We start from the raw sequence: 22,664 nt of genomic DNA, 5'->3' as shown, positions 1-22,664 counted from the left end.
TTTCTACGATACCGTCCAGCCTCTACTTTTGAGAAGGGAACTCTTTTCTTTTCTACAGATTTTATATCTAAGGAATCTTCCAGAGTTCTTCCCTTCTCCACCTAATGCTTAAGCTTAAAAACACTAGATGCTTTTTTCAAGATACAAGTTATTGTGTCTGGATTAGCTGGAGCTTTATCAGCTTTAATATTTTTAACAGCAATCCACATTGCCGCAAAGATAGCCATTATCATTTCTGCTGCTGTGGTTACTTACTTATTACTTTCGCTGATTCATAAAATAAGAACTAAAAAAGAACGGCCTGCTGAAATTACTGGTGTTTCAGAAGATGAAGGGTATAGCAGTGTTGATGAAGGTGAAGAAAAAGATATGGAAATATCCGAAAAAGAACCAAAAAAAGAACCAAAAAGAACTGAAACTGAGCTAGAAGAAGAATTAAAAAATAAAAGAGCACAAGAACGCATGGAGAAAAGATTACTTGGTGACTCTATAAATGCGTTTAGCAAACCAATTATTGTTGAAATTATAGATACTGGAAATAGTAATCCTGTTGATTATACAAAAACTATGGTAGTGCCTGAGAAAATTATTCTTGGCATGCCAGATGATAAAACTCTTACACAAAATAGCTCTAGCTCTATAAAGAATCAGATGAAATCTCCCCCTGAACACATGGATGTATCTGATAATCCACTTCCTGGGCAGCCATCGAGAGACCTTACCAATGTAGGGCTTAAGTCTAAAAGCACGCAGAAACTATCTGCTGCAAAGTGGCTATCACAGTATGGGAGTATAACCAATAATTCAATGAGAATGCCAGAGCGGCTAACTATGGAAGATATTGTTAACCAACGTGGTTAGGGTTTATATCAAACTCTCCATCTTATATTGAGGATCAGATGCAATGCCATACACTCTATTTGGCGGAGTAATTTTGTTCTCTATACCAAAAACTATACCTTCAATTATTGCTGTAAGCACTTTTTCAAGGTTACAGTCTGCTCCAGGAACACGGTGCTCTAGGCGGCATCTTTTGGAATCGTTGCCAAAATAGGGAATTCTTATCGCAGCAGTTCTGTTATTTACTCCCCAACTAATCGTAGTTGGAGTGTGAATATCCGGGTACTGAAATCTTAAATATGAATCATCATTTGGAGCAAAAAACAACATATGTTTTTTCATCATTGCACATAATCCGCCAATACTATGAATCAAATAATCACTATACTTTTGCTCATTGCTATAAAATAAGTTATCGTTATTTGAATTCACGAGATTAACATGCACATTTAATGCACTGCCTGCTCTATCCAAATAAGGCTTTGCTTTAAAAGAAACGTTCCCACCAAGTTTTTGTGCTACTTCAGTAAGTAATTGTTTTGCTAACTCAAAATGCTTAATTAAATTGTCGGAGTTCGTATAACAACCACTTTTTATCTCATATTGATGTGTAGAATTCTCCTTCTCGCAAGAAAATTCAAGAAATGCTATTTTATTTTTGATGCTATTCAGAAATAAATATTCTTTTTCTATTCCTTCAATGTAAAACTCTAGTTCAATACCGAATACAGCATAACAACTCAAATTACTTAATATAATCATAAATTTGCTTCAGTAAATCTATATTAGGTTAGCTATATTTATATGAATACTTTACTTATTTGCCAGTAAATTTAACATCTTATTTATACATAATGTATTACTATTTTTAATAGCATGCTTCTAATCCTCGATACAAGCGACATTTACAAATTTTTCATTTCTTTGAAATAAAAATGATCAATTTTAGTGTTTTTATACCCTTTACAACCCATCAAAAAATCACCATAATTTTTAGTATGTATTAAGTAGTATTAGCTTTTCATTTTGCAGTAAGCTATTGATTGTCTTATATTTTTCTAATTATTGCTTTTTTCTTGGTGTGGTATATGAACTTAACTAGCCCTAAGGTTTCTACTATGTTTTTTGATCAGATTATTACAGTAACGGATCACAATGTTACTTGGGAAAAAATCCAAAATTGTCTTTATAATCTTTATGGAAAAGCAACATATAACAGCTGGCTGAGTTCGCTAAAATTTATCAGTAGCAGAAATGAGGAAGTTCTTTTATCCGTGTCAACAAGGTTTATAAAAGAGTGGATTACAGTTCATTACATGAAAAAAATACTATCATTATGGCAAAGCGAAGATAAAAGTATATGTTCTATTGATATTCAAGTAATTGAGGAAAGGAATTCAAATTCTAATGTTATACTAAAAAACAGAGAGGAAAGTAATCATAATCTTGGTTCACCACTGGATCCCAGATTCACTTTTGATAATTTTGTGGTAGGAAAGTCAAATGAATTAGCATTTACGGCGGCAAAGCGTGTGGCAGAATCTATAGATCCAATATTAGGCAGCAATCCTTTGTTTCTATATGGTGGAGTGGGACTTGGTAAAACACATCTAATGCATGCTATAGCTTGGCACATAGTCAATTCCCCATCAGAAAAAAGAAAAGTAGTATATTTATCAGCAGAGAAATTCATGTACCAATATATTACAGCGCTGCGAAGCAAAGATATTATGTTGTTTAAAGAGCAATTTAGATCAGTAGATGTATTGATGGTAGATGATGTGCAATTTATCAGTGGTAAAGATAGTACACAAGAAGAATTTTTTCACACTTTCAATGCATTGATAGACCAAAATAAACAATTGGTTATATCAGCTGATAGGTCTCCTAGTGATCTTGATGGAGTGGAAGAAAGAATAAGATCACGACTCGGTTGGGGGTTGGTGGCAGATATTAATGAAACAACTTTTGAATTAAGGCTTGGTATATTGCAGGCAAAAGTGGAGCAGATGAATATGTATGTTCCGAAAGATGTCCTAGAGTTTTTAGCAAGGAACATAAAATCTAATATAAGAGAATTAGAAGGAGCATTAAATAAGATTACCCATACCTCATTAATTGGAAGAAGTATGACGGTAGAATCAGCTAGTGAAACCCTAATCGATCTTCTTAGGTCAAATCATAGGTCAGTCACAATAGAAGAAATACAAAAGAAAGTAGCTGAATTTTTCAATATAAAGGTTGCAGATATGCAATCCAATAGAAGGCTTCGCAGTCTTGCAAGGCCAAGACAAATAGCTATGTATTTTGCCAAAAAATTTACGCAAAAAAGCCTACCAGATATTGGGAGAAACTTTGGTGGCAGAGACCATGCTACTGTTATACATGCAGTAAAACAAGTAGAAAATTTTATAAAGACCGACTCAAAATTTGCTGATGAAATCAATCGATTAAAAAAAATGTTTAAGTAGCGTTTTTAAAATAGCTAATAACAAGTCCTAAAATGAATCGACTATAGTTTTAATCCGTTTAAGTTTAAAATCTTCTGTTAGCTTCGCAGAATACATTTCCTTATTGTGTTGATTATAGAAGGTAAATTTGTGATCATCTAAGTTTAGTATTGCAAAGCCAAAACCGAAAAAGTTTCTAACCTCGTGTGCTAAGTAGTTTCTACCATTTGAATAGTCAAATTCTACATTTTGATAAACAGGCTCTTGATCTTGAGCGTGTAATAATGCACCACCGTTTCCAACTATAATCTGGTCTGGAGCATTATCCATTAATAAAATCTGGGCTATATGAATGTGGCCAGAAACTATGGTAGTAACATTGCTTGGAAATTTATCTCCAAAAGCTTCAATTTGTGTAAGATTACCATGGCTTTTTAATGTCAAAAATTCTTTTTTTGGAGATCTCCAAAGCGGTTTATGAGTTAAAAACCACGTGGGCTTATCTTGTATCAATTTATCAAATTGCCTTTCAAAAGCATCAATTGTGCTTTGGGTTGTAAAAATATCCTCACCGGATGAAGAGTCGAAGATAAAAAATTTCATCGGTCCAGCATCTAAAGACCAACTAGAAACAAGATTTTCACATTTTTCAGGCGAAAAAGGGTATGAATCTAGATATCTGAGCCATCCTTCATAAGCTCTATCACAACTCTCATGGTTTCCACGAACAAAAAGGAAAGGGGATTGTAATGAAATATCCTTTGCAGGCTCAAACCAATCAGCGTACCAAGCTTCTTTATTATATCCATAAATATCGCCACACTTTTTTGTATTTCTACATTTTGTTTGTCTATAATGATAATCACCAACATGGATAATTAAATCTGGTTTATGAAGGGCGATTGAATCTAAATTTTTTTTTAAAGGCCAGCTATCTACCGAATTACATTCCTGCTGAAATAACATATTTATTCTACAACCCGTGTCACCAATAAAAGCAATTTTATTAACCTTTTCTGGTAATATAGGAACTCGTAGATCCTCAATACTAATGTTTTTGGCACTTGTTTGTACTGTCAGTTCACAAACTGTTTCGTTATGATCACCATTGTTAATTGAGCTGCGATTCAGCATTTCTATTTCCTCGCCATCGACATAAACAATGGGACACATGTCATTGTCTGTAATTGCACGTATGCTTAATTTATTTTCTGGGATAACTTGAGACCATGTGTATAATATTTGTGCATGGACGAAATGAAAGCTAGTTATAAGAGAGAGAGCTAAAAAAATAAAGATATTAGCTATATTCATTTGTATAAAAACCTAAGTTAAAAATTAGTAGTAAGGTTATCTTAAATGATTAAAATTTATAATCACAAAATTCATAATCAAATTATACAGGTAATTTCTAAATTATTCTAGTATCAGATTGACACTCTAGATGAAAAATTCTAAAATGATTAAGTAATTTAAAATAATTATATAAAAACTAGAATATAGTGCGGCCGTGGTGGAATTGGTAGACACGCAGCGTTGAGGTCGCTGTGGCTCATAAGGCCTTGGAAGTTCAAGTCTTCTCGGCCGCACCAGTTTTTATCGCTGTTTAATATGGGTAAAAATGTTTATAGGAAATCAGAGTAGCAATAAGGTAGAAAGAGCTATCAGCGAAATCAGACGCGGTCGGCCAATTGTAATATATGATGAAAGTAATTACCTATTGTTCGCTGCTGCTGAGGCTTTAGAAAGAGATTTATTTAATCAATACAAGCTTATATCAAGTAATGTATATGTTACTTTAACTTCAAGTAAGGTAAAATACATATCTCAGAATAAAGAACATAATAGCAAACGTCTGTTGGTGAATAATTTTGATGAACTGCTCCATTTAATAAACTGCTCAAAGGAAGATTGCATAAAAGAGTTGCAATGCTCAAAGACAATAGATGAATGTGCTATTGCCTTGCTTAAGTTCTCAGAATTATTGCCATACGCGTTAGTGGCTGATATGATTTTTGAGAATAACCATGAAATGCGAAATTGGTGCGAGAAAAATGACGTTATTGCACTGGACACGTCATTCATAAATAATTTTCAAGAAAATCAGGATGTATATGAAGTGTGCAAAACATCATTATTTTTAAAACAGACTCAAGAAGTAAATATCATATCTTATAGAACCGAAAGTGGCGGAAGAGAACATCATGCAATTATCATTGGCAATCCAGATAAAGATGATGAACCATTAGTGAGAATTCATTCTTCGTGCTATACGGGTGACTTGTTAGATAGCTTATCATGCGATTGCAGAAGTCAGTTACATCAAGCAATTCAAATGATAGCTGACTCTGGAAGTGGTATTATATTGTATTTGATGCAAGATGGAAGAGGCATTGGTTTAACTAATAAGTTAAGAGCGTACAGTATGCAAAGAGGACATAATCTTGATACTGTTGATGCAAATAGAATATTGGGTTTTGAAGATGATGAAAGAAGTTTTGCTGTTGCAGCTAAAATGCTTAAGAAATTGAACATTAACAAAATCCAATTACTTACAAACAATGATAGGAAATTGTCAGAATTGGAAAGTAGTGGTATAGGAGTTACAAAGTGTCTACCACTTATTGTGGAACGTAATAAATATAACGATTCATATATGGAGACAAAGTTTAGTAAGCTAGGCCATAGATTAAGAGTTTTTTAGCTTTTTTGTTGTAACTACTTTGTTAATTTGCTATGTTTATTAACATAAGTTAAGATTTTTAGGAATACTAAAATGCTAAGATTTTTTAAGCGAGAAAAAAATACTGAATCCTTAGATAAGGATATAAATTGGAATTCAAACCGCTACAGCACAGTTATTGCTCAAAGGAATATTCTACTTTTATTTGCATTAATATTATTAGCAACGATCTCTATCAGCATATTAGTCATATTTAAAATTAGCACAAGTAGCACTATTGAGCCATTTGTTATAGAAATTGACAAGAAATCAGGAATAGTGCAATTGGTTGATCCTGTCACAGTAAAACAGTATTCTGCAGATGAAGCGCTAAACGATTATTTTATTTCAGAGTATATAAAAGCAAGGGAGGTTTTTGATCCATATCATTATAATTATAACTATTATACAAAGGTGAGGTTGTTTTCCTCACCTAATGTGTATAATGAATTTAGAAATTATGTAGGATCGCAGAATATGGATGATCTTTTTAATTTATACTCAGATACCAAAAGTGGATTTAAAATTCGCTCAATTCAAAAATTGGGTAACGATGCTCTTCAGGTGAGGTTTTTTGTGGAATTTACACGGAAAGATGGAAGTTCCACAAGAAAAAATAAGATAGTTATTATGTCATATAGATATGCATCGCTTGAAATGGATGATCAGCAAAGATATATTAACCCATTAGGATTTCAAGTTATTTCATATAGAGTAGATGATGAATATGTATAGGATATTATTAGTTTTAGCTTTACTTATAAGTGGCAATTTGAACGCATCCATTAATTATAATGAGCCTATTTCTGTAGATAGTAGAATAAAGACTTTTGTGTATAGCCCTAATGAAGTATTTACGGTGGTTTTTAGTCAGGGTTACTATTCTTATATTGAATTTGCGGAAGGAGAAAAAGTTAAAAATATTGCTGTTGGTGATGCATCAAGTTGGAAAATTAATCCTTATGACAATAAATTGCTTATCATGCCATTTGAAGTTAGTAGTCGCACTAACATGATTATTACGACAACTAAAAAAAGAAATTACATTTTTGATTTAATCTCAAGGCCAAACTACGATAAATACCCAGATACTGATGCTAAAAAAGTGGATCATGATTATTCTGCTGAAAAGGATATATCTTACGTAGTACGTTTTTATTATCCTCAAGAAGAAGGTGAATTTGATGTTGATTTAGATGAGGTTTCTTTACCTACTCAAATGCAATATACTACAGACAAGCCAGAAAAAATAATACAAGAAAATGATACGAAGTACAATTATACATATATTGATGAAGGTGGTAATGTGGATATAGTTCCGATTGAGCTATTTGATGATGGTTATTTAACCTATTTAAAATTTAGAAATAATAATAAAATACCTCAGATTTTTGTAGAAGAGGAGGATAAACCTTGTAAAAGGCTGTTATTTGATGATTATGTTATAATAAAAGGAGTACATAAAAAGCTATTTATGCGTTATGAAGATGGTGAAGTTGAAATTATAAATAGGTCACTTTAGCTGTGGTACATGCAATATGAATAAAGAAAGGCGTAACAATTCAGAAGATGAATCAGAAATAGAGAACAAGGTAGTAACAGTTGGCTCTAATCAAGGTCATAGGGCATTGATGGTCGTTATTTTAGTGCTTCTGGTTGGTGGAGTGTATTATCTCTATTTTAGTCCTTCTCCTAAAGAGGGTTTAGAAGTTATTAAAAAAGAGGAAACAAAGCAAAACGTTCAAGAATTGAAAGGAAAGTTGGAACAAGTTCCAGATAATGTAATGGTTCCTGAAAGAATAATAACTGATCCCTTACCACCCTTACCTCCTCTTCCTACACCACAAATCATACCAGAAATAAAACCAATAAAAAAAGAAGAAGAGAAACCAAAAGAAATCTCTGTGTCAAATATACCTATTTTGCCAAAGCAAAATTTTCCTTCTAGTAATGTTATGGGCAATTTACCTACCTCGTTTCCTACAATAGGGGGTGGCGGTTATCCTAGAGACAGACGTAGTGCACAAATGTTAACAATTTCAAGTGATGGTGGGGAGAACAAGGCTGCTGATGCTATTACTTCAGCACAATCGAGCAAAGCTACCAGAGTAGGAAAGCTTGGTTTAATGATTACTCAAGGTAAAATTATTGATGCTGTTCTTGAAACTGCAATAAATTCTGATCTGCAAGGAATGCTGCGTGCTATGGTGAGTAGAGATGTTTATGCAGAAACTGGTGATACAGTTTTAATACCTAAAGGCTCAAGATTGATAGGCAGTTATTCATTTGACTCGAATGTTGCAAGAGCCCGTGTAAATATAAATTGGAACAGAGTGATTATGCCACATGGAATAGATATTGCTATCTCATCACTTAGTACTGACGAGCTTGGTAGAGCAGGAATTGCAGGAATAGTTGATAATAAAATAGTAAGTGCATTATTCTCTTCAGTGGCACTTGCTGGTGTTTCAATTGGTTCAGCTGTTGTAGGACAAAAGGCCTCTAATCTTATTGGTACGCTAACTCCTATGGATGCGGTGAGATCCATCACTGTAACTGAAATAGATTTTTCTTCATTCAAAGATGTTATTGGTGAAGCAGCAAAGGGTAAATCTAGTGATAAATGGAAACTGGGCCTTGGAGCTATTGGAGAAATTCGTAATGCTAAAAATGAGCAAGATTTGCTGAAAATAATGAAAAAGGAAATAGCAAAAGCGCTAGAAATTGAGGAAGACAAGGTGACTATAAGCCTGGAAAATGTAAATCAACTGTTACAACAATTTCAAAGAAAAAGCAAGTCTGTTTATGATGAAGCAATCGGGAAATCAATCAATGATTTTTCTAAAGACATGCGGGATATAGTAGGCAGATCTACAGATAAAAAACCAACTATTTATGTTGATCAAGGCACTGCATTGAAAGTATTTGTTAACCAAGATATAGTATTTCCTTCACAGGCAATATTAAATCAATGAAATGAATTATGCTGCACTTGATACATATTTGGAGCCATTACAAGGCATATTTCAAGAAGAAGGCGTAAATGAAATATCAATAAATAAGCCAAAGGAAGTATGGATTGAAAATCGCGGTGAAATAAGGTGTGAAAAATTAGAAGTATTCGATCTTAACCATTTGAAATCTCTTGGCAGACTGATTGCTCAAGCTACAGAACAAAAACTTAGCGAAGAAGCGCCGTTACTTTCAGCAACATTACCAAATGGTTATCGTATACAGATAGTATTTCCGCCAGCGTGCGAGCCTGATAAAGTAGTAATGTCGATTCGTAAGCCTTCTAGCATGCAATTAGCACTCGATGATTACGAAAAAATGGGGGCTTTTTCTGAAACTGTTACAGAAGCAACTGATAATCTAGTTGACCGTCATTTGGATTTACTGTTAAAACAAAAGAAAATAAAAGAGTTTTTAGAATACGCTGTAATAAGTAAGAAAAATATTATAATTAGCGGTGGAACTTCCACTGGTAAGACTACTTTTACTAATGCTACTTTGCGTGCTATTCCAGCTGAGGAAAGAATTATTACTGTTGAGGATGCAAGGGAAATCGTTTTGAACGAACATCCCAATAAAGTCCATCTAATTGCCTCTAAAGGAGGGCAGGGCAGAGCAAAAGTAACCACTCAAGATTTGATAGAAGCGTGCTTACGTTTAAGGCCAGATAGAATAATAGTTGGTGAACTTCGTGGGGTGGAAGCTTTTAGCTTTCTCAGGGCAATAAATACTGGTCACCCTGGATCAGTATCAACCCTTCATGCGGATAGTCCAACAATGGCCCTTGAGCAAATAAAATTGATGGTTATGCAGGCAAATCTTGGCATTCCTCCAGATCAGATCATACCATACATTAGAAATGTGATTGATATTGTTATTCAGCTAAAAAGAACCGGTGGGGGCAAAAGAAGCATTTCTGAGATATTATTTACTAGATCTGCGAGCGAAAATGCTTAAATTTATACATAAGTTAAGGAAGAGTAGTTTATGAGTAATGGAAATCACCTGCGTAATATTCTCGTAGGAGGTGTAGTAGCTTTTAGCGTACTTGACTTTTGCTTCTATCTATCTGGTATATTGTTTGTTCTGTTTGCTGATGGTCCAGATGCTGTGGATTTTAAGGCAATTAATCCTAGTTTGACGCCTTTCCCTCAAGCTCTTTGGCCAACGATTTTTGATCATATACAATATTGTTGGCATCATCCAAAGTTATATAGCCTTGAGCTCAAAATCAAATTAATTATATCTTCTGCACTGCCTATCGTTGTTTTAATGATTATTTTGTGGAATTTAAGAGAAAGGATAATTGAGTGGCGACCGTTTAAAAAGAAAGAATCACTTCATGGAGACTCGCAGTGGGCATCAGAGAAAGACATACGAAAAGCAGGATTAAGAAGCCAAAAGGGATTATTGCTTGGTAAAGATAAAAGAGGATACTTCATTGCTGATGGGTTTCAGCATGCATTGTTATTTGCACCTACAGGTTCTGGTAAGGGTGTTGGCTTTGTAATTCCTAATTTATTATTTTGGACTGACTCGGTAATTGTACACGACATAAAATTAGAAAACTATGAAATAACAAGTGGTTGGCGAGAACGACAAGGACAAAAAGTATACGTATGGAATCCAGCGCAGCCAGATGGAATAAGTCACTGTTACAATCCATTACAATGGATTAGTGAAAAACCTGGACAGATGGTTGACGATGTGCAGAAAATAGCTAACCTGATCATGCCTGAACAAGACTTTTGGCAAAATGAAGCAAGAAGCTTATTTGTTGGAGTGGTGTTATACTTACTTGCTGCACCAGAGAAAGTTAAATCTTTTGGTGAAGTTGTGCGTACGATGCGTAGTGATGACGTAGTTTATAATCTTGCTGTTGCTCTTGATACAATGGGTAAAATACTACACCCTGTAGCATATATGAATATTGCAGCTTTTTTACAAAAAGCTGATAAAGAAAGGTCGGGTGTTGTATCAACCATGAACTCATCGCTTGAACTGTGGGCAAACCCATTGATTGATACTGCAACTGCGTCAAGTGACTTTAATATTCTAGATTTTAAAAGGAAGAAAATTACAGTTTATGTTGGTTTAACTCCTGACAACTTGACTAGGCTCAGGCCTTTAATGCAGGTTTTTTACCAACAGGCAACTGAGTTTTTATGTAGAAAATTGCCATCAGATGACGAGCCTTATGGCGTATTGTTTTTAATGGATGAGTTTCCTACGCTTGGAAAAATGGAGCAATTTCAAACAGGTATTGCATATTTTCGTGGTTATCGAGTTAGATTATTCTTAATTGTTCAAGATACTGAGCAGCTCAAAGGAATATACGAAGAAGCAGGAATGAACTCCTTTTTGTCAAACTCGACTTACAGAATAACTTTTGCAGCCAATAATATTGAAACAGCTAATTTAATATCGCAACTTATAGGAAACAAAACTGTACAACAAGAATCGTTGAATAAGCCTAAATTTTTAGATTTAAATCCTGCTTCAAGGTCATTACATATCTCTGAAACACAGAGAGCATTGCTATTGCCTCAAGAAGTTATTATGTTGCCACGTGACGATCAGATAATTTTAATAGAGTCGACTTACCCAATTAAATCAAAGAAAATTTTGTACTACAGTGATACCACCTTCACAAGAAGGCTGCTCAAACAAACTCGTGTGCCTACACAAGAACCATATGACCCAAACAAAGTTCTTTCTGCCGCTGCGAGCAAAGATAAGGTTAATAATGAGGGGAATAATGCTCTTGAGGGGCCTAATTCAGTTGATTATCCTGCTGAAACTAAAACAGAAGATGCAGTATATGATGAATCAGATGAATTTGCAGACGAAGATATTGATGATGAAGATATTGACGATAAGTTTGAAGATGATGACGAAGAAGATGAGGATAGGAGCGATGATGGGTTCGATGACGAAGAAGAGGAGGATGAATTTGAAGATGAGGATATTGACGATAAATTAAAAAATGATGATAAAGCCGAAGATAAAGGTTGACTTCGCCTATTTTTTAGCTTAGAAAAGTGCAAGTTATGCAAATAATTAGGTTTTTCATATTAAGCCATTTTTAATTAATTAGTATTAGATTAGCTATTTTAACTAGGGGAGTAGTAATGATTAATAAAAAAACATTAGCGGTTACAGCACTTGCTTTGTTGTTGTCACAACAATCTTTTGCAAGTGAAACAGAGGGGTTTTACTTTGGTAGTGGATATTACGGTCAATTTTTTAATGGCATGGGTGAGTTGAAAGCAAAAATTGGAGATACTGCTGCTACAGCTACCAATAATGTATCTGTAAATGACAGGAGTGCTCAGAACACAGAAGGTCAGTCACTAAGTAAGTATAAAGGAGATTATAATCCACCTTTTGCTGCAAATGTGGCATTTGGTTACACAGGAGAATTGGGTAACAACAGCTATAGGGCTGAATTGGAAGGGATGTATTCTTCTGTAAAAGTGGATAATATTGGTTTAACAAGCGGCCAGATGACAATATCCTACACAAGGGATAAAGCTAGACCAGAAGAGAGCTATGGAGCAATAGTCAATCATGACCAAATTGAGAACATATCTGTAATGGCAAATGTTTATCATCATTGGAAAAGTGACCGTTTCTCTTTTTCTCCTTACGTTGGTATTGGAATCGGTGCAACAAGAATGACAATGTTTGAAAAATCGTCAATAAGACCCGCAGGTCAATTAAAAGCTGGCCTTGATTATCGCATAAACGAAGATGTAAATATGCATATTGGATATAGAGGTTTTGGTGCTATTGGTAGCAGTGAGTGCAAACTAGAAACCTTACAGTGGGATCCCAATTCTGATAATGGCGCAGGTAAGCCAAAAGGTGGAATGGCTAAACAAAAAGATGAGAAGAATTTAGTATCTACTACCATACAGAACAGCTTTTTTCATACGCACGGCATAGAAGCTGGTCTTACTTTCCACTTTGCCAGCAAAGCTTAAACATGTTGCCCTTTAAAAAATGCATAAAACCGTTCCTGTCATCCTATGGCTTGACCATAGGATCTAGTTAAATATAGATCCCAGTGTCACGCACTGGGATGACGAGGTAGAGGGTACTGGGATGACATAGGATAATATGGGATGAAGGAGATAATACAAAAAAACATTAGCTATGTTTTTTGCATAACAATGCATCTCTTCATTCCTGCCAAATCATGTACGTACTCCTGAAAAGCTAATTCGTATGAGGGTATTATTTTGTCAATATCATTTTGATCTTCACCTATCTCCAATATCGCAAACCCATTTTTTTTAAGGCACTTTCTCAATATTGGAAAAATACTCAAATAACAACTCAGACCATCAATACCACCATCAAGAGCAATTCTTGGCTCTTTTTGCACTTCAGCTTGCAGGTCTTTTAATTTGCTTCTTTTTATATATGGAGGATTGCTAATTATCAGATCAAATAAATCGCTGCACTCTGTCCATGAGCTTGGAAATATTTTGGCTCTGCTGAGGAGATTATGTTTCTTTGTGTTCTGATAGGCAACTTTGTATGCTTCCAAGCTTTTTTCAAAACCGATACCAACGGCATATTCATACTCACTAAGTACGGATATCAATAAACAACCTGTGCCTGTACCAAAATCTGCAATTTTTATTCTCTGCTTTTTATTTGGGTAATATTTTAACACTGTTGAGATTAATGTTTCACTATCTGGTCTTGGATCCAAAACATGCTGGTTAACTATAAAATTTTTACTCCAGAATTCACGATTACCTATTATTTGCGATATTGGATATCTTTCCGCTCTTTTTTTTGTTAATTTCCAAAATAAAAGTTCTTTCTCCATCGGCACTTGATCAGCATGGTTCATAATTATGAATGATCTTTCCACTCCAAGTACGTGCTGTATGATGATTTCACAATCTAAATGTGGTGATTCAACTTTATGTGACGATAATAACTCCGATCCTTCTTGAATTAAAGTGCTGATTGTTTTCATTATTCTAAAAATGTATTCCTTTCAGCCAAAAATAGCAAGATGAGCTTCCAGTTTAGGGTAGCTGCACTAAATCCCAGTGTCAAGCACGCAACTGTACGAACATTGCAATCTGCAGATTCAAGTAGCTTGACTACTTGGATCCAGCTAAGTTGGTGAGTATAAAAGTATAGCTAACGCGAGCTCTACGTCATGCCGCCGCGGCGCTAACACGTAGCGGGATGACGAGGTTATCGTCATGCCACCGTGAACCGTCATACCGCGATTCATTCGCGGTATCTCTAGATCCCGCTAACAAGTAGCGGGATGACGAGTTACTATGCCGCCGCGAACCGTCATACCTACCCCTACAACAACATTGCAAGTATTGGTCTTTTTCCCTATGAGAAGAGTCTGGAAGCTCTTTTACTCTAAAAACGATGTTCACATTCTCGAAATTAATCTCTATTCGCTTAACTAATGTCCTAATAATATCACGTTTAGTTAGCCAGTCCGCATTATCAAGACTTGAGTTAATACTAGAGGAAAACCCCTCTAAATTTGTTACTATTAGAGTGAACTCTTCTGTGAGTTTTTTCTGATCAAATATCTTTTTCTTTTGTTCTTCAACCATTTTTAAGTTTTGTTTCATTGCTCTAATTCTTGGCTCAAATTCTTCTTGATTAATATACTCTTGAGCATAATTATCAATTAATCTTGCAATACCTCGTTTCAATTTATCTTCTTGTGCTTCAAGCAAAGCGCTTTTTTGATCTGGTGGTAAGTTCTGAAAGTCTTCGTTTATACTCTTCTAATATTCTATTCGGATTTTCTAGTAGATGCTTTACTTCTTCCCAAACAGCCATGTCTAATGTATCTGTACGAATTAATTTGTTGTTACACATTTTATTACCGCCAAAACGGCGTGCCAATACAACGATAATACACCTGAATATTAGTTTTTTTTCCCTCCTTATTCCTTGCAATACTAGCACCGTAATATGCATAATTACAAAGCTTACATACTACTAAACCTTGCAATAAATGTCTTGCTCCTCTTTGTCTTGTTCTTGCTATTTTTCTATTCTCAGCTAATTGTTCTTGAACTATATCAAATAAATCTTTGTTTACTATACTAGGTACTTTAATATAAATCCAATCCTCTTTTGGAACAGGATAAGTAGAATAATTATCTTTTGGTTGCTCGCAGGAGTTCTTTTTGGGTCTTATATGTTTTAATTTTACGCCTAACCTTATCTTACCAAAAGCTGCTTTTCCTCTATAAGCAGAGTTTTTTAACATACTCAAAACTACAGCTCTATCCCAATACTCTTTTCCTGTTCGTGTCTTAATGGACATAGCACCTAGCCTACGGCATACTTCTCCTATACTTGCTCTTTCTCGTCCTACCAAAAAAAATACTTTACGAACAACTTCAGCTTCTTCTTCATAAATTTCAAATAATGCTTGTCCTGTATCTGTATTTTTATTTATATAACGATAGCCATAAGGAGCAGCACTCATTACACTTATATCACCATTATTGGCTGCATAAATCTTTCCTCGTCGGCTTCGTTCCATGATTTTTGCACGTTCATATTCTGCTATCATACCTTGCATTTGTAATAGTGGTTGAGATTCCGGATTATCGCTAATTTGATAATTTGAAAAAATGACTTCTACTCCTAATTTCTTAAACTCTTCAAGTAATACCATCTGATATGCATACTTGCGAGATAAACGATCAGGAGAATGAATATAAACCTTATCAAGGTTACCCTCTGCTATTTTATCACGTAATTTTTCCAAACCAGGACGGATTATGTTAGAACCACTATAACCATTATCAATAAATTTATATTCATTTAATAATTTATGTCCATCCATACTAATTTGATTCTCTATAGCAGCAATTTGGCTTGCTATTGTACCTTCTTGTGCTTGTCTCCCTGAAGAAACCCTTGCATATAAACTCACTGTTACCATTTAACCCTCCTCAAATCTACTTTCTTACATTCAGAGTCTTCTTCCTTTTTGCTCACTTTTATTGGTTTACTTAACACCAATTTTCCATATGCATCTAATAGATACAACTCTGCTAATCGATTAACTTCATAACTACAATTAATACGAACTGTTAATTTCTTGTTGCCCACGAGCTCTCCCATTTATTATTCATCGAGACATATGGTTATTTGGTCACTAGCTCTATAAATAAATTCAACTCTCCGTTCTTTTTGTAGAAGCTTTCGGAAAATAGTTTTCTCTAGTTTTAGGTTTCTTGCAATATTGTTGGCGGAGTCCCAGATGCCATATGAAATAGCCAAGAAATAAGAAAGTCACTTTTTCCTACCTTAGGTGCACCAGCAAAGACTAAAAGTCCTCTTGGAGTTAAGATTCTTGGGGCAATTGTATCCTCCGGCATTGGTGATTTGTCACTCAAATATTGTCTTGCAGGAAATGAAACAAATCTCTTCGTCTTTAGAATATCAGTAGTTGGAGTATTAGTAGCAGGTAAATTTATACATGGGGTTGAAGCTAAAAACTCTTCAACATTTATTCCTTCTAACACACCATCTGCAGCATCCCAACCTTTTGGTTTATTTTGTTGGAATCTTAAGAGTAACAAGTGATGCAACACCAAGATCTGACAGCTTTTTGGCAGCATTTTCAGCATATCGTTTGCCTGCTTCATCATTATCTGGCCAAATAATAATATGCTTACCTTTAAGGGGTGACCAGTCTGTTTTATCAATTGGTGCGTTTGCTCCTGACATAGCTGTTGTTGCAGTAATTCCTTGTTCTATGAGCGCTTCAGCACATTTTTCTCCTTCAACCAAAATAACTTTATCAGACTTCAGAATGCCTGGAATATTGTATAGAGGTCTTATTTCTGGTGAAACATAATTCAACGTTTTAACATCAAATGAATGCTGGTACTATAGTAGATTACATTGTATCATTTTGCTTTAACTTTGACAGAGTTGCTTGGTGAAAAAGCTAGTGTAACTATGGATAAGTACGACTACACAAACTAAAAGTACTTATCCATAGTTACACTAATTTATAGAAGATGTAAGCCTAAATTTTCTTGTCATTTTTTATTCTTTTTAATCAAATAACTTGTTGACAGTAGAGACAGTATCTGGTTGTTATAGCGAAGATTTAGTTACCTTTATGTATGATCTGGGACATAATGTAAGTGTAGTAAACCCAGAAAGCTTTTGGCAAAAGTGAGTTACTTAGAAACAAAACAGACAAGTCAGATGCAGCTATGATAGTTAGATTTTGTATTGCTAATAAACCTAATCTTTGGAAACCTGCTCCTCCTGAAGTCAAGCGTTTAAGAGAACTTTATCGTTGTTTGCAAGCACTTAAAGATGACAAGTTGCAACAGATGAATCGCTTGGAAAATAAAAATATGGATTCCCGTTGTCAACAAGCCATACTTGAGGTCATTGCTACAATAGACAAACAAATTTCTGACCTAGAGAAAGAAATTAATGAGCATATCAATAACTACCCACACCTAAAAAATATGATAGAAAACCTTAAGACTGTGAAAGGTGTAGGACATATTACTGCTATTGCTGTTGTTGCGGAAATGCCATTAGTTGATAATTTTGATCATGCTAGGCAATTCACAGCCTTTGCTGGTCTAAATCCACAGCACTACCAATCAGGATCATCAGTAAATAAAAAAAGTCGAATATGTAAAATAGGATCTGAGCATATTCGCAAAGCTCTTTATATGCCGGCTATAGTAGTCAAAAATCGTAATTCTCATTTTCAAAAGTTTTGCCAGCGTTTAGCAAGTAAAGGAAAATGCCCAATGGTTATAATTGTTGCGTTGATGAGAAAACTAATGCATGTATTTTTTGGTATTCTTAAAAACAATCAACCATTCAATAGTGATTTAGTGAAATAATTTTAACAATAAGGAGTAACATGAGCTTATGCTCAACGGTTTTGAAATATATACTATTTAACATAAAAGACCGTGCTTAGAGTTCTAGTGCTATATAGGTTGTACCCTACCATTTCATTTTGATAGAGATACTCGGTTATCTTACAAAATAAGCCTTATTGTATAAGAAGACACGATGATAAGCTAGTGTAACTGTGCGCCTATACAAACTAAAAGCACAGTTACACTAATTTATAGAAGATGTAATCTTAAGTTGTTTTGTTATTTTTTATCTTTTTAGTCAAATAATTTGTTGACAGTAAAGACAGTATCTATTTTCAACGCGACTGTTCGTTAAAGGTATTACCTGCATCTATTTTATCATCATGTTTTTAGCATGTACAATGTACATACTTTTTATATAATTGAGAATAGCTTTTTACTAGTATTCATTATGGGCAAGACTCTCATCTACTTAATCGGCTTTCCAGGTAGTGGTAAGTCTACTACTGCAAAGGAACTGTGTAAAATCATTGATGCGGTGATAGTAAGCAATAATCTATTCAATAATATTATATTTGATATTGTTAAATTACAGAATGCTGAAGTTCCAGATGACCTATGGGAAAAAATTTTTGCAGTCAGAGAAAATATATTAGCAATACTGGAAAAATATTACGTAAAATTAAAACATTATATATTTACAAATGAATTGATAGAGGGTGATCCCTATGATCAGAAGATATACAACTCCGTGATAAATTTAAGTAAGAAAATGGGCGTAAAAATTTTTCCTGTAGTATTACATTGTAATAATGAGGAACTGGTAAAGCGTGTTCAATCAGAAGAAAGGTACCAGGAAAATAAAATTACTGATTCGGATTTTGCTATGAAAAGAATTGAAGGGAAAAGGCTATTTATACCGGAAGGTACACTTGAAATTGGTAACTCAAATTTAAGTGCAAAAGAAGTTGCAAAGAAAATTATTGAAGAGATGAAGGAAGAAAGAAATGGAAAATTAATTAAAACTTCCATAACAAATAATTTAACAACAGGGGATGCTTGTGATTAAGCAGAAAAGTGAATATCGTCCTTGTGTTGGCATAATGCTATTTAACAAACAAGGACATGTCTTTATTGGAAAACGCTTTGATAGCGACTCTTACTGGCAGATGCCACAGGGAGGGGTTGATGATGGTGAGGAACTGGAACAAGCAGCGTTACGTGAGTTGCTAGAGGAAGTTGGTACAGATAAAGCAGAAATTATAGCTAAAAACAAAGATTGGATATACTACGACTTGCCTGAAGAAGTTATACCAATATGCTGGAATGGAAAATATTCTGGTCAAAAGCAAAGGTGGTTCTTAATGAAGTTTTGTGGAGAGGATAAGAATATTGATATTAATTATACTGATCATCCAGAGTTCAAAGAGTGGCGTTGGCAAAGTGTAGATAGTTTAGTAGCCAGTGCTATATCATTTAAAAAAGAAGTTTATAAAACAGTGATAGAAGAGTTTTCTTCTACAATAAAAGCCTCAACAATAAGCTCATGATAGTAGATTCTCATTGCCACTTGATTTATTTTTCCGATGATGAAATACCAAAAGTAATTTCAAGGGCAGAGCAAAATGGTGTAAAGATTTTGCATAACATATGCATAAGCGTTAATGATATTCCTAAATTACTAAAAATTTCTTCATCCTATGATCAAGTTTACTCCTCTGTTGGTGTGCATCCACTTGATGCTGCCATAGAAAACGGTGAGTGTATACATGTTGATGAATTAGTTGAATTTACCAAAAATCAAAAGGTAATTAGTATCGGCGAAACCGGGTTAGATTTTTATAAATCTGGCAACAAAGACAATCAAAAAAAAAGTTTTGCATCACACATAGAAGCAGCAAGAATGACTGGGTTACCCTTGGTTATTCACACTAGAAATGCTGATAATGAGATGATTGATATGTTAAAGTCAGAAATGAAAACCGGTACTTTTGGTGGAGTGATGCACTGTTTTGCTTCTTCTAAAGAGCTTGCTTATCAATCTATAGATTTAGGATTATACATTTCATTTTCTGGGATCATTACCTTTAAAAATGCGAGCTTACTCAGAGGAATTGCAAAAAATGTACCGCGCGAGCGTGTTTTAGTCGAAACTGATGCACCGTATCTATCACCCGAGCCCTATAGGGGAAAAAAGAATGAACCAGCAATGGTGAAATACGTTGTTGATTGTTTGGCAGAATTATGGAATGAGTCACCAGAACAAGTAGCGGAGGTAACCACAAGCAACTTTTTTAGGCTGTTTACGAAACTTAAGCTCAAAGAAACTCTATAAAACCATTAATTTGCTTATGAACCTAAAGATTTCACCAGCTCTCTCACCGAGTTTACAGATTTATTAAACATTTTTTGTTCACTATCATTCATTTTAACTTCTAGGATCTTTTCAACTCCATTTTTTCCAATAATTACAGGAACACCAATAAACAAATCTTTCACGCCATATTCACCATTAAGGTAAGCAGCACATGGTAATATACGCCTTTTATCTTTTAAATATGACTCTAACATGCATATAGCTGAAGATGCAGGAGCGTAGTATGCAGATCCAGACTTAAGCAGATCAACTATTTCTTTTCCGCCATTGCGAGTGCGTTCAACTATTTCATCAACTTTTTTCTGCGTAATGAGACCCATATCGATAACTTGGGTAAGTGGAATGCCAGCGATAGAAGTGCAATTAATGAGTGGTACCATAGTGTCACCATGTCCTCCAAGCACAAAAGCAGATATATCTTCAACTGAGATATTTAATTCACTTGCAAGAAAATAACGAAAACGGGAAGAATCAAGCACTCCTGCCATTCCAACAACCATATTAGCTGGAAGGTTTGAAAATTTATGCACCACTGAAACCATGGCATCCAGAGGGTTGGTAACCACTATTACAAACACGTTTGGAGAATGTTTTTTAATATTTTCGCCAACCTCCTTCATTACTTTAGCATTGGTTTGCAGGAGGTCATCCCTGCTCATTCCTGGTTTTCTGGCAATGCCAGCGGTTATTATAATTGCATCGGAGTTTTTTATATCTTCATACCTATTTGTCCCAGTAATATTGACATTAAATCCATCAATAGGGGATGATTCTGCTATGTCGAGTGCTTTACCTTGTGGTATTCCATCACTAATATCAAGTAAAACAACATCACCGAGTTCCCTTAGTGCAATCATATGGGCGAGAGTTCCACCGATATTTCCTGCACCGATTAAAGATATTTTTTTTCTTTGTACTGTCATTTTCTACTCCTTTGTATTTACTTTTATGGTTTTACTTTCCCAAGGTGATAGGCTATCAAACATACGAAAATCTTGCGGTAAATCTATAGGATTATATACAACCTTTTTTGCCTCTATATCATATCTTACTTCCTCATAACCAGTGAGAGGGAAATCTTTTAACATTGGATGACCTTTGAATCCATAATCTGTTAGAATCCTACGCAAATCAGGGTGATCAGAGAATTCTATTCCATACATATCAAACACTTCACGCTCAAACCACGAAGCTGTGCTAAATATCTTCGCTACACTTGGAAGTATGTCGCTTTCACATAACTGAAGCTTTATGTGTACTCTAATATTATGCACAATGCTGAGCAGATTGTATATTAGCTCGAAACGCTTCTCTCTATTTGGATAGTCAACTCCAAAAATATCAACTAATAGTTCAAACCTACACTTTTCATCATCACGTAGAAAGAGTAAGTGCTTTTCAATTTCATCTAAAGTTGAATATATTACAATAATGCCATCATCTTTTTGAATGCACTCACACTTGGTCTTTTTTTGTATATGCCTTGCAGTTTTATCCATGCTTTATATTCTGAGTTCGTTTTATTTTGTTTTGTAGGCATAGCATTCCATATAGCAATGCCTCAGCAGTTGGTGGACATCCAGGGACATACACGTCAACTGGCACAATTCTATCACAGCCTCGGACTACTGAATAAGAGTAATGGTAATAACCACCACCATTTGCACAACTTCCCATAGAAATAACATACTTCGGGTCTGCCATTTGATCATAAACCTTGCGCAATGCTGCTGCCATTTTATTAGTTAGTGTGCCAGCAACAATCATCACATCTGATTGACGTGAGCTTGCACGGAACATTATACCATATCTATCAAGATCATAACGGCTGGATGCAGTATGCATCATCTCAACTGCGCAACATGCAAGACCAAATGTCATTGGCCACAATGAACCAGACCTTGCCCAATTCATTACATAATCTATTAAATCACCAAATTTAGTAACAAGAAACCCTTCTTTTTTATAACGACCCCAGTCATCATTAGATAGAATTTGATTTGTCATAAACTACTCCCACTCTAATGCACCTTTACACCATTCATAGATAAAACCTATAGTGAGTATTGCAAGAAATACCATCATAGACCAAAATCCACCATAGCTTATCTTAGATAAAGAAACAGCCCAAGGAAAAAGAAAAGCAATTTCTAAGTCAAATATTATAAATAATATTGAAACTAGGTAAAATTTAATGTCAAAATTTTTTCTTGCACTGGATAGTGGATTGAAGCCACACTCATATGTGGAAAGCTTTTCACCATCTGGCTTACTCACTGCAAGAAACATAGGCAATATACCTAAAGCAAAAGATACTACAATTGATACGCAGATAAAAATTACTATGGTTAAGTATTCGCTCATTTAACAAAACATATAAC

At 34.7% G+C, this 22,664-nt stretch carries 24 protein-coding genes, 1 tRNA gene and 2 pseudogenes; 14 read left to right on the top strand and 13 right to left on the bottom strand.

The window, feature by feature from the left end; genetic code table 11:
- Nucleotides 1-153: 153 nt before the first annotated feature.
- Nucleotides 154-861, top strand: coding sequence for a hypothetical protein (locus OPR43_RS05725; RefSeq protein ID WP_265034488.1), 708 nt, complete (start codon nucleotides 154-156; stop codon nucleotides 859-861).
- A gap of 3 nt (nucleotides 862-864) precedes the next feature.
- Here the strand turns inward: OPR43_RS05725 and OPR43_RS05720 are convergent, their stop codons facing one another.
- On the bottom strand, nucleotides 865-1,602 hold the full coding sequence (locus tag OPR43_RS05720; RefSeq protein ID WP_265034487.1) for a type I glutamate--ammonia ligase: 738 nt from the start codon (nucleotides 1,600-1,602) through the stop codon (nucleotides 865-867).
- Nucleotides 1,603-1,928: 326 nt separating this feature from the next.
- Here OPR43_RS05720 and dnaA point away from each other — a divergent pair, with 326 nt between their 5' ends.
- Nucleotides 1,929-3,311 (top strand): chromosomal replication initiator protein DnaA, encoded by a 1,383-nt coding sequence (dnaA, locus tag OPR43_RS05715; protein ID WP_265034486.1) that lies wholly within the window; start codon nucleotides 1,929-1,931, stop codon nucleotides 3,309-3,311.
- Between the two features lie 27 nt (nucleotides 3,312-3,338).
- On the opposite strand, the gene OPR43_RS05710 is transcribed toward dnaA, so the two are convergent.
- Nucleotides 3,339-4,604 carry a metallophosphoesterase family protein gene (locus OPR43_RS05710; protein WP_265034485.1) on the bottom strand — a complete coding sequence of 422 codons (1,266 nt, stop codon included), beginning with the start codon at nucleotides 4,602-4,604 and terminating at the stop codon, nucleotides 3,339-3,341.
- Nucleotides 4,605-4,794: 190 nt separating this feature from the next.
- Here OPR43_RS05710 and OPR43_RS05705 point away from each other — a divergent pair.
- From OPR43_RS05705 to OPR43_RS05670, 8 genes are all read left to right on the top strand, one after another.
- Nucleotides 4,795-4,882 (top strand) — tRNA-Leu (locus OPR43_RS05705).
- A 29-nt stretch (nucleotides 4,883-4,911) separates the two neighbouring features.
- Nucleotides 4,912-5,994: a GTP cyclohydrolase II gene (locus OPR43_RS05700; RefSeq protein WP_265025964.1), complete on the top strand. Its 1,083-nt coding sequence runs from the start codon at nucleotides 4,912-4,914 to the stop codon at nucleotides 5,992-5,994.
- A gap of 72 nt (nucleotides 5,995-6,066) precedes the next feature.
- On the top strand, nucleotides 6,067-6,747 hold the full coding sequence (locus tag OPR43_RS05695) for a VirB8 family type IV secretion system protein (protein WP_265025963.1): 681 nt from the start codon (nucleotides 6,067-6,069) through the stop codon (nucleotides 6,745-6,747).
- A complete protein-coding gene (virB9, locus tag OPR43_RS05690) occupies nucleotides 6,734-7,534 on the top strand; it encodes a P-type conjugative transfer protein VirB9 (RefSeq protein ID WP_265026659.1) in 801 nt (266 codons plus the stop codon). Before OPR43_RS05695 ends, virB9 begins: the two co-directional genes overlap by 14 nt.
- A gap of 16 nt (nucleotides 7,535-7,550) precedes the next feature.
- Complete coding sequence (locus OPR43_RS05685) at nucleotides 7,551-8,987, top strand: TraB/TrbI/VirB10 family type IV secretion system protein (RefSeq protein WP_265034484.1); 1,437 nt, start codon at nucleotides 7,551-7,553, stop codon at nucleotides 8,985-8,987.
- 1 nt (nucleotide 8,988) lies between these two features.
- Nucleotides 8,989-9,981, top strand: a complete 993-nt coding sequence (gene virB11, locus OPR43_RS05680; protein ID WP_265034483.1) for a P-type DNA transfer ATPase VirB11 — start codon at nucleotides 8,989-8,991, stop codon at nucleotides 9,979-9,981.
- A gap of 30 nt (nucleotides 9,982-10,011) precedes the next feature.
- Nucleotides 10,012-12,039 carry a type IV secretory system conjugative DNA transfer family protein gene (locus tag OPR43_RS05675; protein WP_265025960.1) on the top strand — a complete coding sequence of 676 codons (2,028 nt, stop codon included), beginning with the start codon at nucleotides 10,012-10,014 and terminating at the stop codon, nucleotides 12,037-12,039.
- Nucleotides 12,040-12,155: 116 nt separating this feature from the next.
- Entirely contained in the window at nucleotides 12,156-13,010 is an 855-nt protein-coding gene (locus tag OPR43_RS05670; protein ID WP_265034482.1) for a P44/Msp2 family outer membrane protein, read from the top strand.
- Nucleotides 13,011-13,073: 63 nt separating this feature from the next.
- Here OPR43_RS05670 and OPR43_RS05665 read toward each other — a convergent pair whose 3' ends face one another.
- From OPR43_RS05665 to OPR43_RS05635, 7 genes and pseudogenes are all read right to left on the bottom strand, one after another.
- Nucleotides 13,074-13,205 (bottom strand): hypothetical protein, encoded by a 132-nt coding sequence (locus tag OPR43_RS05665; RefSeq protein ID WP_265034481.1) that lies wholly within the window; start codon nucleotides 13,203-13,205, stop codon nucleotides 13,074-13,076.
- On the bottom strand, nucleotides 13,181-14,020 hold the full coding sequence (gene prmC / locus OPR43_RS05660) for a peptide chain release factor N(5)-glutamine methyltransferase (protein WP_265034480.1): 840 nt from the start codon (nucleotides 14,018-14,020) through the stop codon (nucleotides 13,181-13,183). The genes OPR43_RS05665 and prmC overlap by 25 nt, the downstream gene beginning before the upstream one ends.
- Nucleotides 14,021-14,207: 187 nt before the next feature.
- The gene (locus OPR43_RS05655) at nucleotides 14,208-14,756 is read right to left on the bottom strand and encodes a hypothetical protein (RefSeq protein WP_265034479.1); all 549 of its coding nucleotides are present in this window, start codon (nucleotides 14,754-14,756) and stop codon (nucleotides 14,208-14,210) included.
- Nucleotides 14,749-14,901, bottom strand: a complete 153-nt coding sequence (locus tag OPR43_RS05650) for a hypothetical protein (RefSeq protein ID WP_265034478.1) — start codon at nucleotides 14,899-14,901, stop codon at nucleotides 14,749-14,751. Before OPR43_RS05650 ends, OPR43_RS05655 begins: the two co-directional genes overlap by 8 nt.
- Before the next feature lie 4 nt (nucleotides 14,902-14,905).
- On the bottom strand, nucleotides 14,906-15,982 hold the full coding sequence (locus tag OPR43_RS05645) for a recombinase family protein (protein WP_265034477.1): 1,077 nt from the start codon (nucleotides 15,980-15,982) through the stop codon (nucleotides 14,906-14,908).
- Nucleotides 15,976-16,152 (bottom strand): hypothetical protein, encoded by a 177-nt coding sequence (locus tag OPR43_RS05640; RefSeq protein WP_265025955.1) that lies wholly within the window; start codon nucleotides 16,150-16,152, stop codon nucleotides 15,976-15,978. Before OPR43_RS05640 ends, OPR43_RS05645 begins: the two co-directional genes overlap by 7 nt.
- Nucleotides 16,153-16,535: 383 nt before the next feature.
- Nucleotides 16,536-16,923, bottom strand: a pseudogene (locus OPR43_RS05635) (toprim domain-containing protein); the annotation flags it as partial.
- A gap of 217 nt (nucleotides 16,924-17,140) precedes the next feature.
- On the opposite strand from OPR43_RS05635, the pseudogene OPR43_RS05630 reads away from it, so the two are divergent.
- The 4 genes and pseudogenes from OPR43_RS05630 to OPR43_RS05615 all read left to right on the top strand — a co-directional run.
- Nucleotides 17,141-17,924: pseudogene (locus OPR43_RS05630) on the top strand (IS110 family transposase); the annotation flags it as partial.
- Nucleotides 17,925-18,300: 376 nt separating this feature from the next.
- Nucleotides 18,301-18,975 (top strand): ATP-binding protein, encoded by a 675-nt coding sequence (locus OPR43_RS05625; protein ID WP_265034475.1) that lies wholly within the window; start codon nucleotides 18,301-18,303, stop codon nucleotides 18,973-18,975.
- Nucleotides 18,962-19,456, top strand: coding sequence for an RNA pyrophosphohydrolase (locus OPR43_RS05620; protein WP_406832574.1), 495 nt, complete (start codon nucleotides 18,962-18,964; stop codon nucleotides 19,454-19,456). The genes OPR43_RS05625 and OPR43_RS05620 overlap by 14 nt, the downstream gene beginning before the upstream one ends.
- Entirely contained in the window at nucleotides 19,453-20,241 is a 789-nt protein-coding gene (locus OPR43_RS05615; protein ID WP_265034474.1) for a TatD family hydrolase, read from the top strand. Before OPR43_RS05620 ends, OPR43_RS05615 begins: the two co-directional genes overlap by 4 nt.
- Nucleotides 20,242-20,255: 14 nt before the next feature.
- Here OPR43_RS05615 and mdh read toward each other — a convergent pair whose 3' ends face one another.
- Genes mdh through OPR43_RS05595 form a run of 4 tightly spaced genes read right to left on the bottom strand, consistent with a single transcriptional unit; the run spans nucleotide 20,256 to nucleotide 22,647 of the window.
- A complete protein-coding gene (mdh, locus tag OPR43_RS05610) occupies nucleotides 20,256-21,206 on the bottom strand; it encodes a malate dehydrogenase (RefSeq protein ID WP_265025950.1) in 951 nt (316 codons plus the stop codon).
- Between the two features lie 3 nt (nucleotides 21,207-21,209).
- Nucleotides 21,210-21,782 (bottom strand): NADH-quinone oxidoreductase subunit C, encoded by a 573-nt coding sequence (locus tag OPR43_RS05605; protein WP_265034473.1) that lies wholly within the window; start codon nucleotides 21,780-21,782, stop codon nucleotides 21,210-21,212.
- Complete coding sequence (locus tag OPR43_RS05600) at nucleotides 21,775-22,290, bottom strand: NuoB/complex I 20 kDa subunit family protein (protein WP_265034472.1); 516 nt, start codon at nucleotides 22,288-22,290, stop codon at nucleotides 21,775-21,777. The genes OPR43_RS05605 and OPR43_RS05600 overlap by 8 nt, the downstream gene beginning before the upstream one ends.
- Nucleotides 22,291-22,293: 3 nt before the next feature.
- Nucleotides 22,294-22,647, bottom strand: a complete 354-nt coding sequence (locus tag OPR43_RS05595; RefSeq protein ID WP_006279576.1) for an NADH-quinone oxidoreductase subunit A — start codon at nucleotides 22,645-22,647, stop codon at nucleotides 22,294-22,296.
- Between the last annotated feature and the right edge of the window lie 17 nt (nucleotides 22,648-22,664).

The sequence above is a fragment of the Wolbachia endosymbiont (group A) of Apoderus coryli genome, assembly GCF_947251615.1.
Lineage (GTDB): Bacteria > Pseudomonadota > Alphaproteobacteria > Rickettsiales > Anaplasmataceae > Wolbachia.
This window is presented reverse-complemented; position numbering and strand designations above follow the sequence as displayed.

What these genes read in the sequence shown, in the direction of transcription:
- OPR43_RS05695 (WP_265025963.1), top strand. Translation starts at nt 6,067, where the DNA reads ATGCTAAGATTTTTTAAGCGAGAAAAAAATACTGAATCCTTAGATAAG.
- mdh (WP_265025950.1), bottom strand. Translation starts at nt 21,206, where the DNA reads ATGACAGTACAAAGAAAAAAAATATCTTTAATCGGTGCAGGAAATATC.
- OPR43_RS05710 (WP_265034485.1), bottom strand. Translation starts at nt 4,604, where the DNA reads ATGAATATAGCTAATATCTTTATTTTTTTAGCTCTCTCTCTTATAACT.
- OPR43_RS05700 (WP_265025964.1), top strand. Translation starts at nt 4,912, where the DNA reads ATGTTTATAGGAAATCAGAGTAGCAATAAGGTAGAAAGAGCTATCAGC.
- OPR43_RS05685 (WP_265034484.1), top strand. Translation starts at nt 7,551, where the DNA reads ATGAATAAAGAAAGGCGTAACAATTCAGAAGATGAATCAGAAATAGAG.
- OPR43_RS05605 (WP_265034473.1), bottom strand. Translation starts at nt 21,782, where the DNA reads ATGGATAAAACTGCAAGGCATATACAAAAAAAGACCAAGTGTGAGTGC.
- dnaA (WP_265034486.1), top strand. Translation starts at nt 1,929, where the DNA reads ATGAACTTAACTAGCCCTAAGGTTTCTACTATGTTTTTTGATCAGATT.
- OPR43_RS05645 (WP_265034477.1), bottom strand. Translation starts at nt 15,982, where the DNA reads ATGGTAACAGTGAGTTTATATGCAAGGGTTTCTTCAGGGAGACAAGCA.
- OPR43_RS05675 (WP_265025960.1), top strand. Translation starts at nt 10,012, where the DNA reads ATGAGTAATGGAAATCACCTGCGTAATATTCTCGTAGGAGGTGTAGTA.
- OPR43_RS05615 (WP_265034474.1), top strand. Translation starts at nt 19,453, where the DNA reads ATGATAGTAGATTCTCATTGCCACTTGATTTATTTTTCCGATGATGAA.
- OPR43_RS05595 (WP_006279576.1), bottom strand. Translation starts at nt 22,647, where the DNA reads ATGAGCGAATACTTAACCATAGTAATTTTTATCTGCGTATCAATTGTA.
- OPR43_RS05650 (WP_265034478.1), bottom strand. Translation starts at nt 14,901, where the DNA reads ATGTGTAACAACAAATTAATTCGTACAGATACATTAGACATGGCTGTT.
- OPR43_RS05625 (WP_265034475.1), top strand. Translation starts at nt 18,301, where the DNA reads ATGTACAATGTACATACTTTTTATATAATTGAGAATAGCTTTTTACTA.
- prmC (WP_265034480.1), bottom strand. Translation starts at nt 14,020, where the DNA reads ATGAAAACAATCAGCACTTTAATTCAAGAAGGATCGGAGTTATTATCG.
- OPR43_RS05620 (WP_406832574.1), top strand. Translation starts at nt 18,962, where the DNA reads ATGCTTGTGATTAAGCAGAAAAGTGAATATCGTCCTTGTGTTGGCATA.
- virB11 (WP_265034483.1), top strand. Translation starts at nt 8,989, where the DNA reads ATGAATTATGCTGCACTTGATACATATTTGGAGCCATTACAAGGCATA.
- OPR43_RS05720 (WP_265034487.1), bottom strand. Translation starts at nt 1,602, where the DNA reads ATGATTATATTAAGTAATTTGAGTTGTTATGCTGTATTCGGTATTGAA.
- OPR43_RS05600 (WP_265034472.1), bottom strand. Translation starts at nt 22,290, where the DNA reads ATGACAAATCAAATTCTATCTAATGATGACTGGGGTCGTTATAAAAAA.
- OPR43_RS05665 (WP_265034481.1), bottom strand. Translation starts at nt 13,205, where the DNA reads ATGCATTGTTATGCAAAAAACATAGCTAATGTTTTTTTGTATTATCTC.
- virB9 (WP_265026659.1), top strand. Translation starts at nt 6,734, where the DNA reads ATGAATATGTATAGGATATTATTAGTTTTAGCTTTACTTATAAGTGGC.
- OPR43_RS05670 (WP_265034482.1), top strand. Translation starts at nt 12,156, where the DNA reads ATGATTAATAAAAAAACATTAGCGGTTACAGCACTTGCTTTGTTGTTG.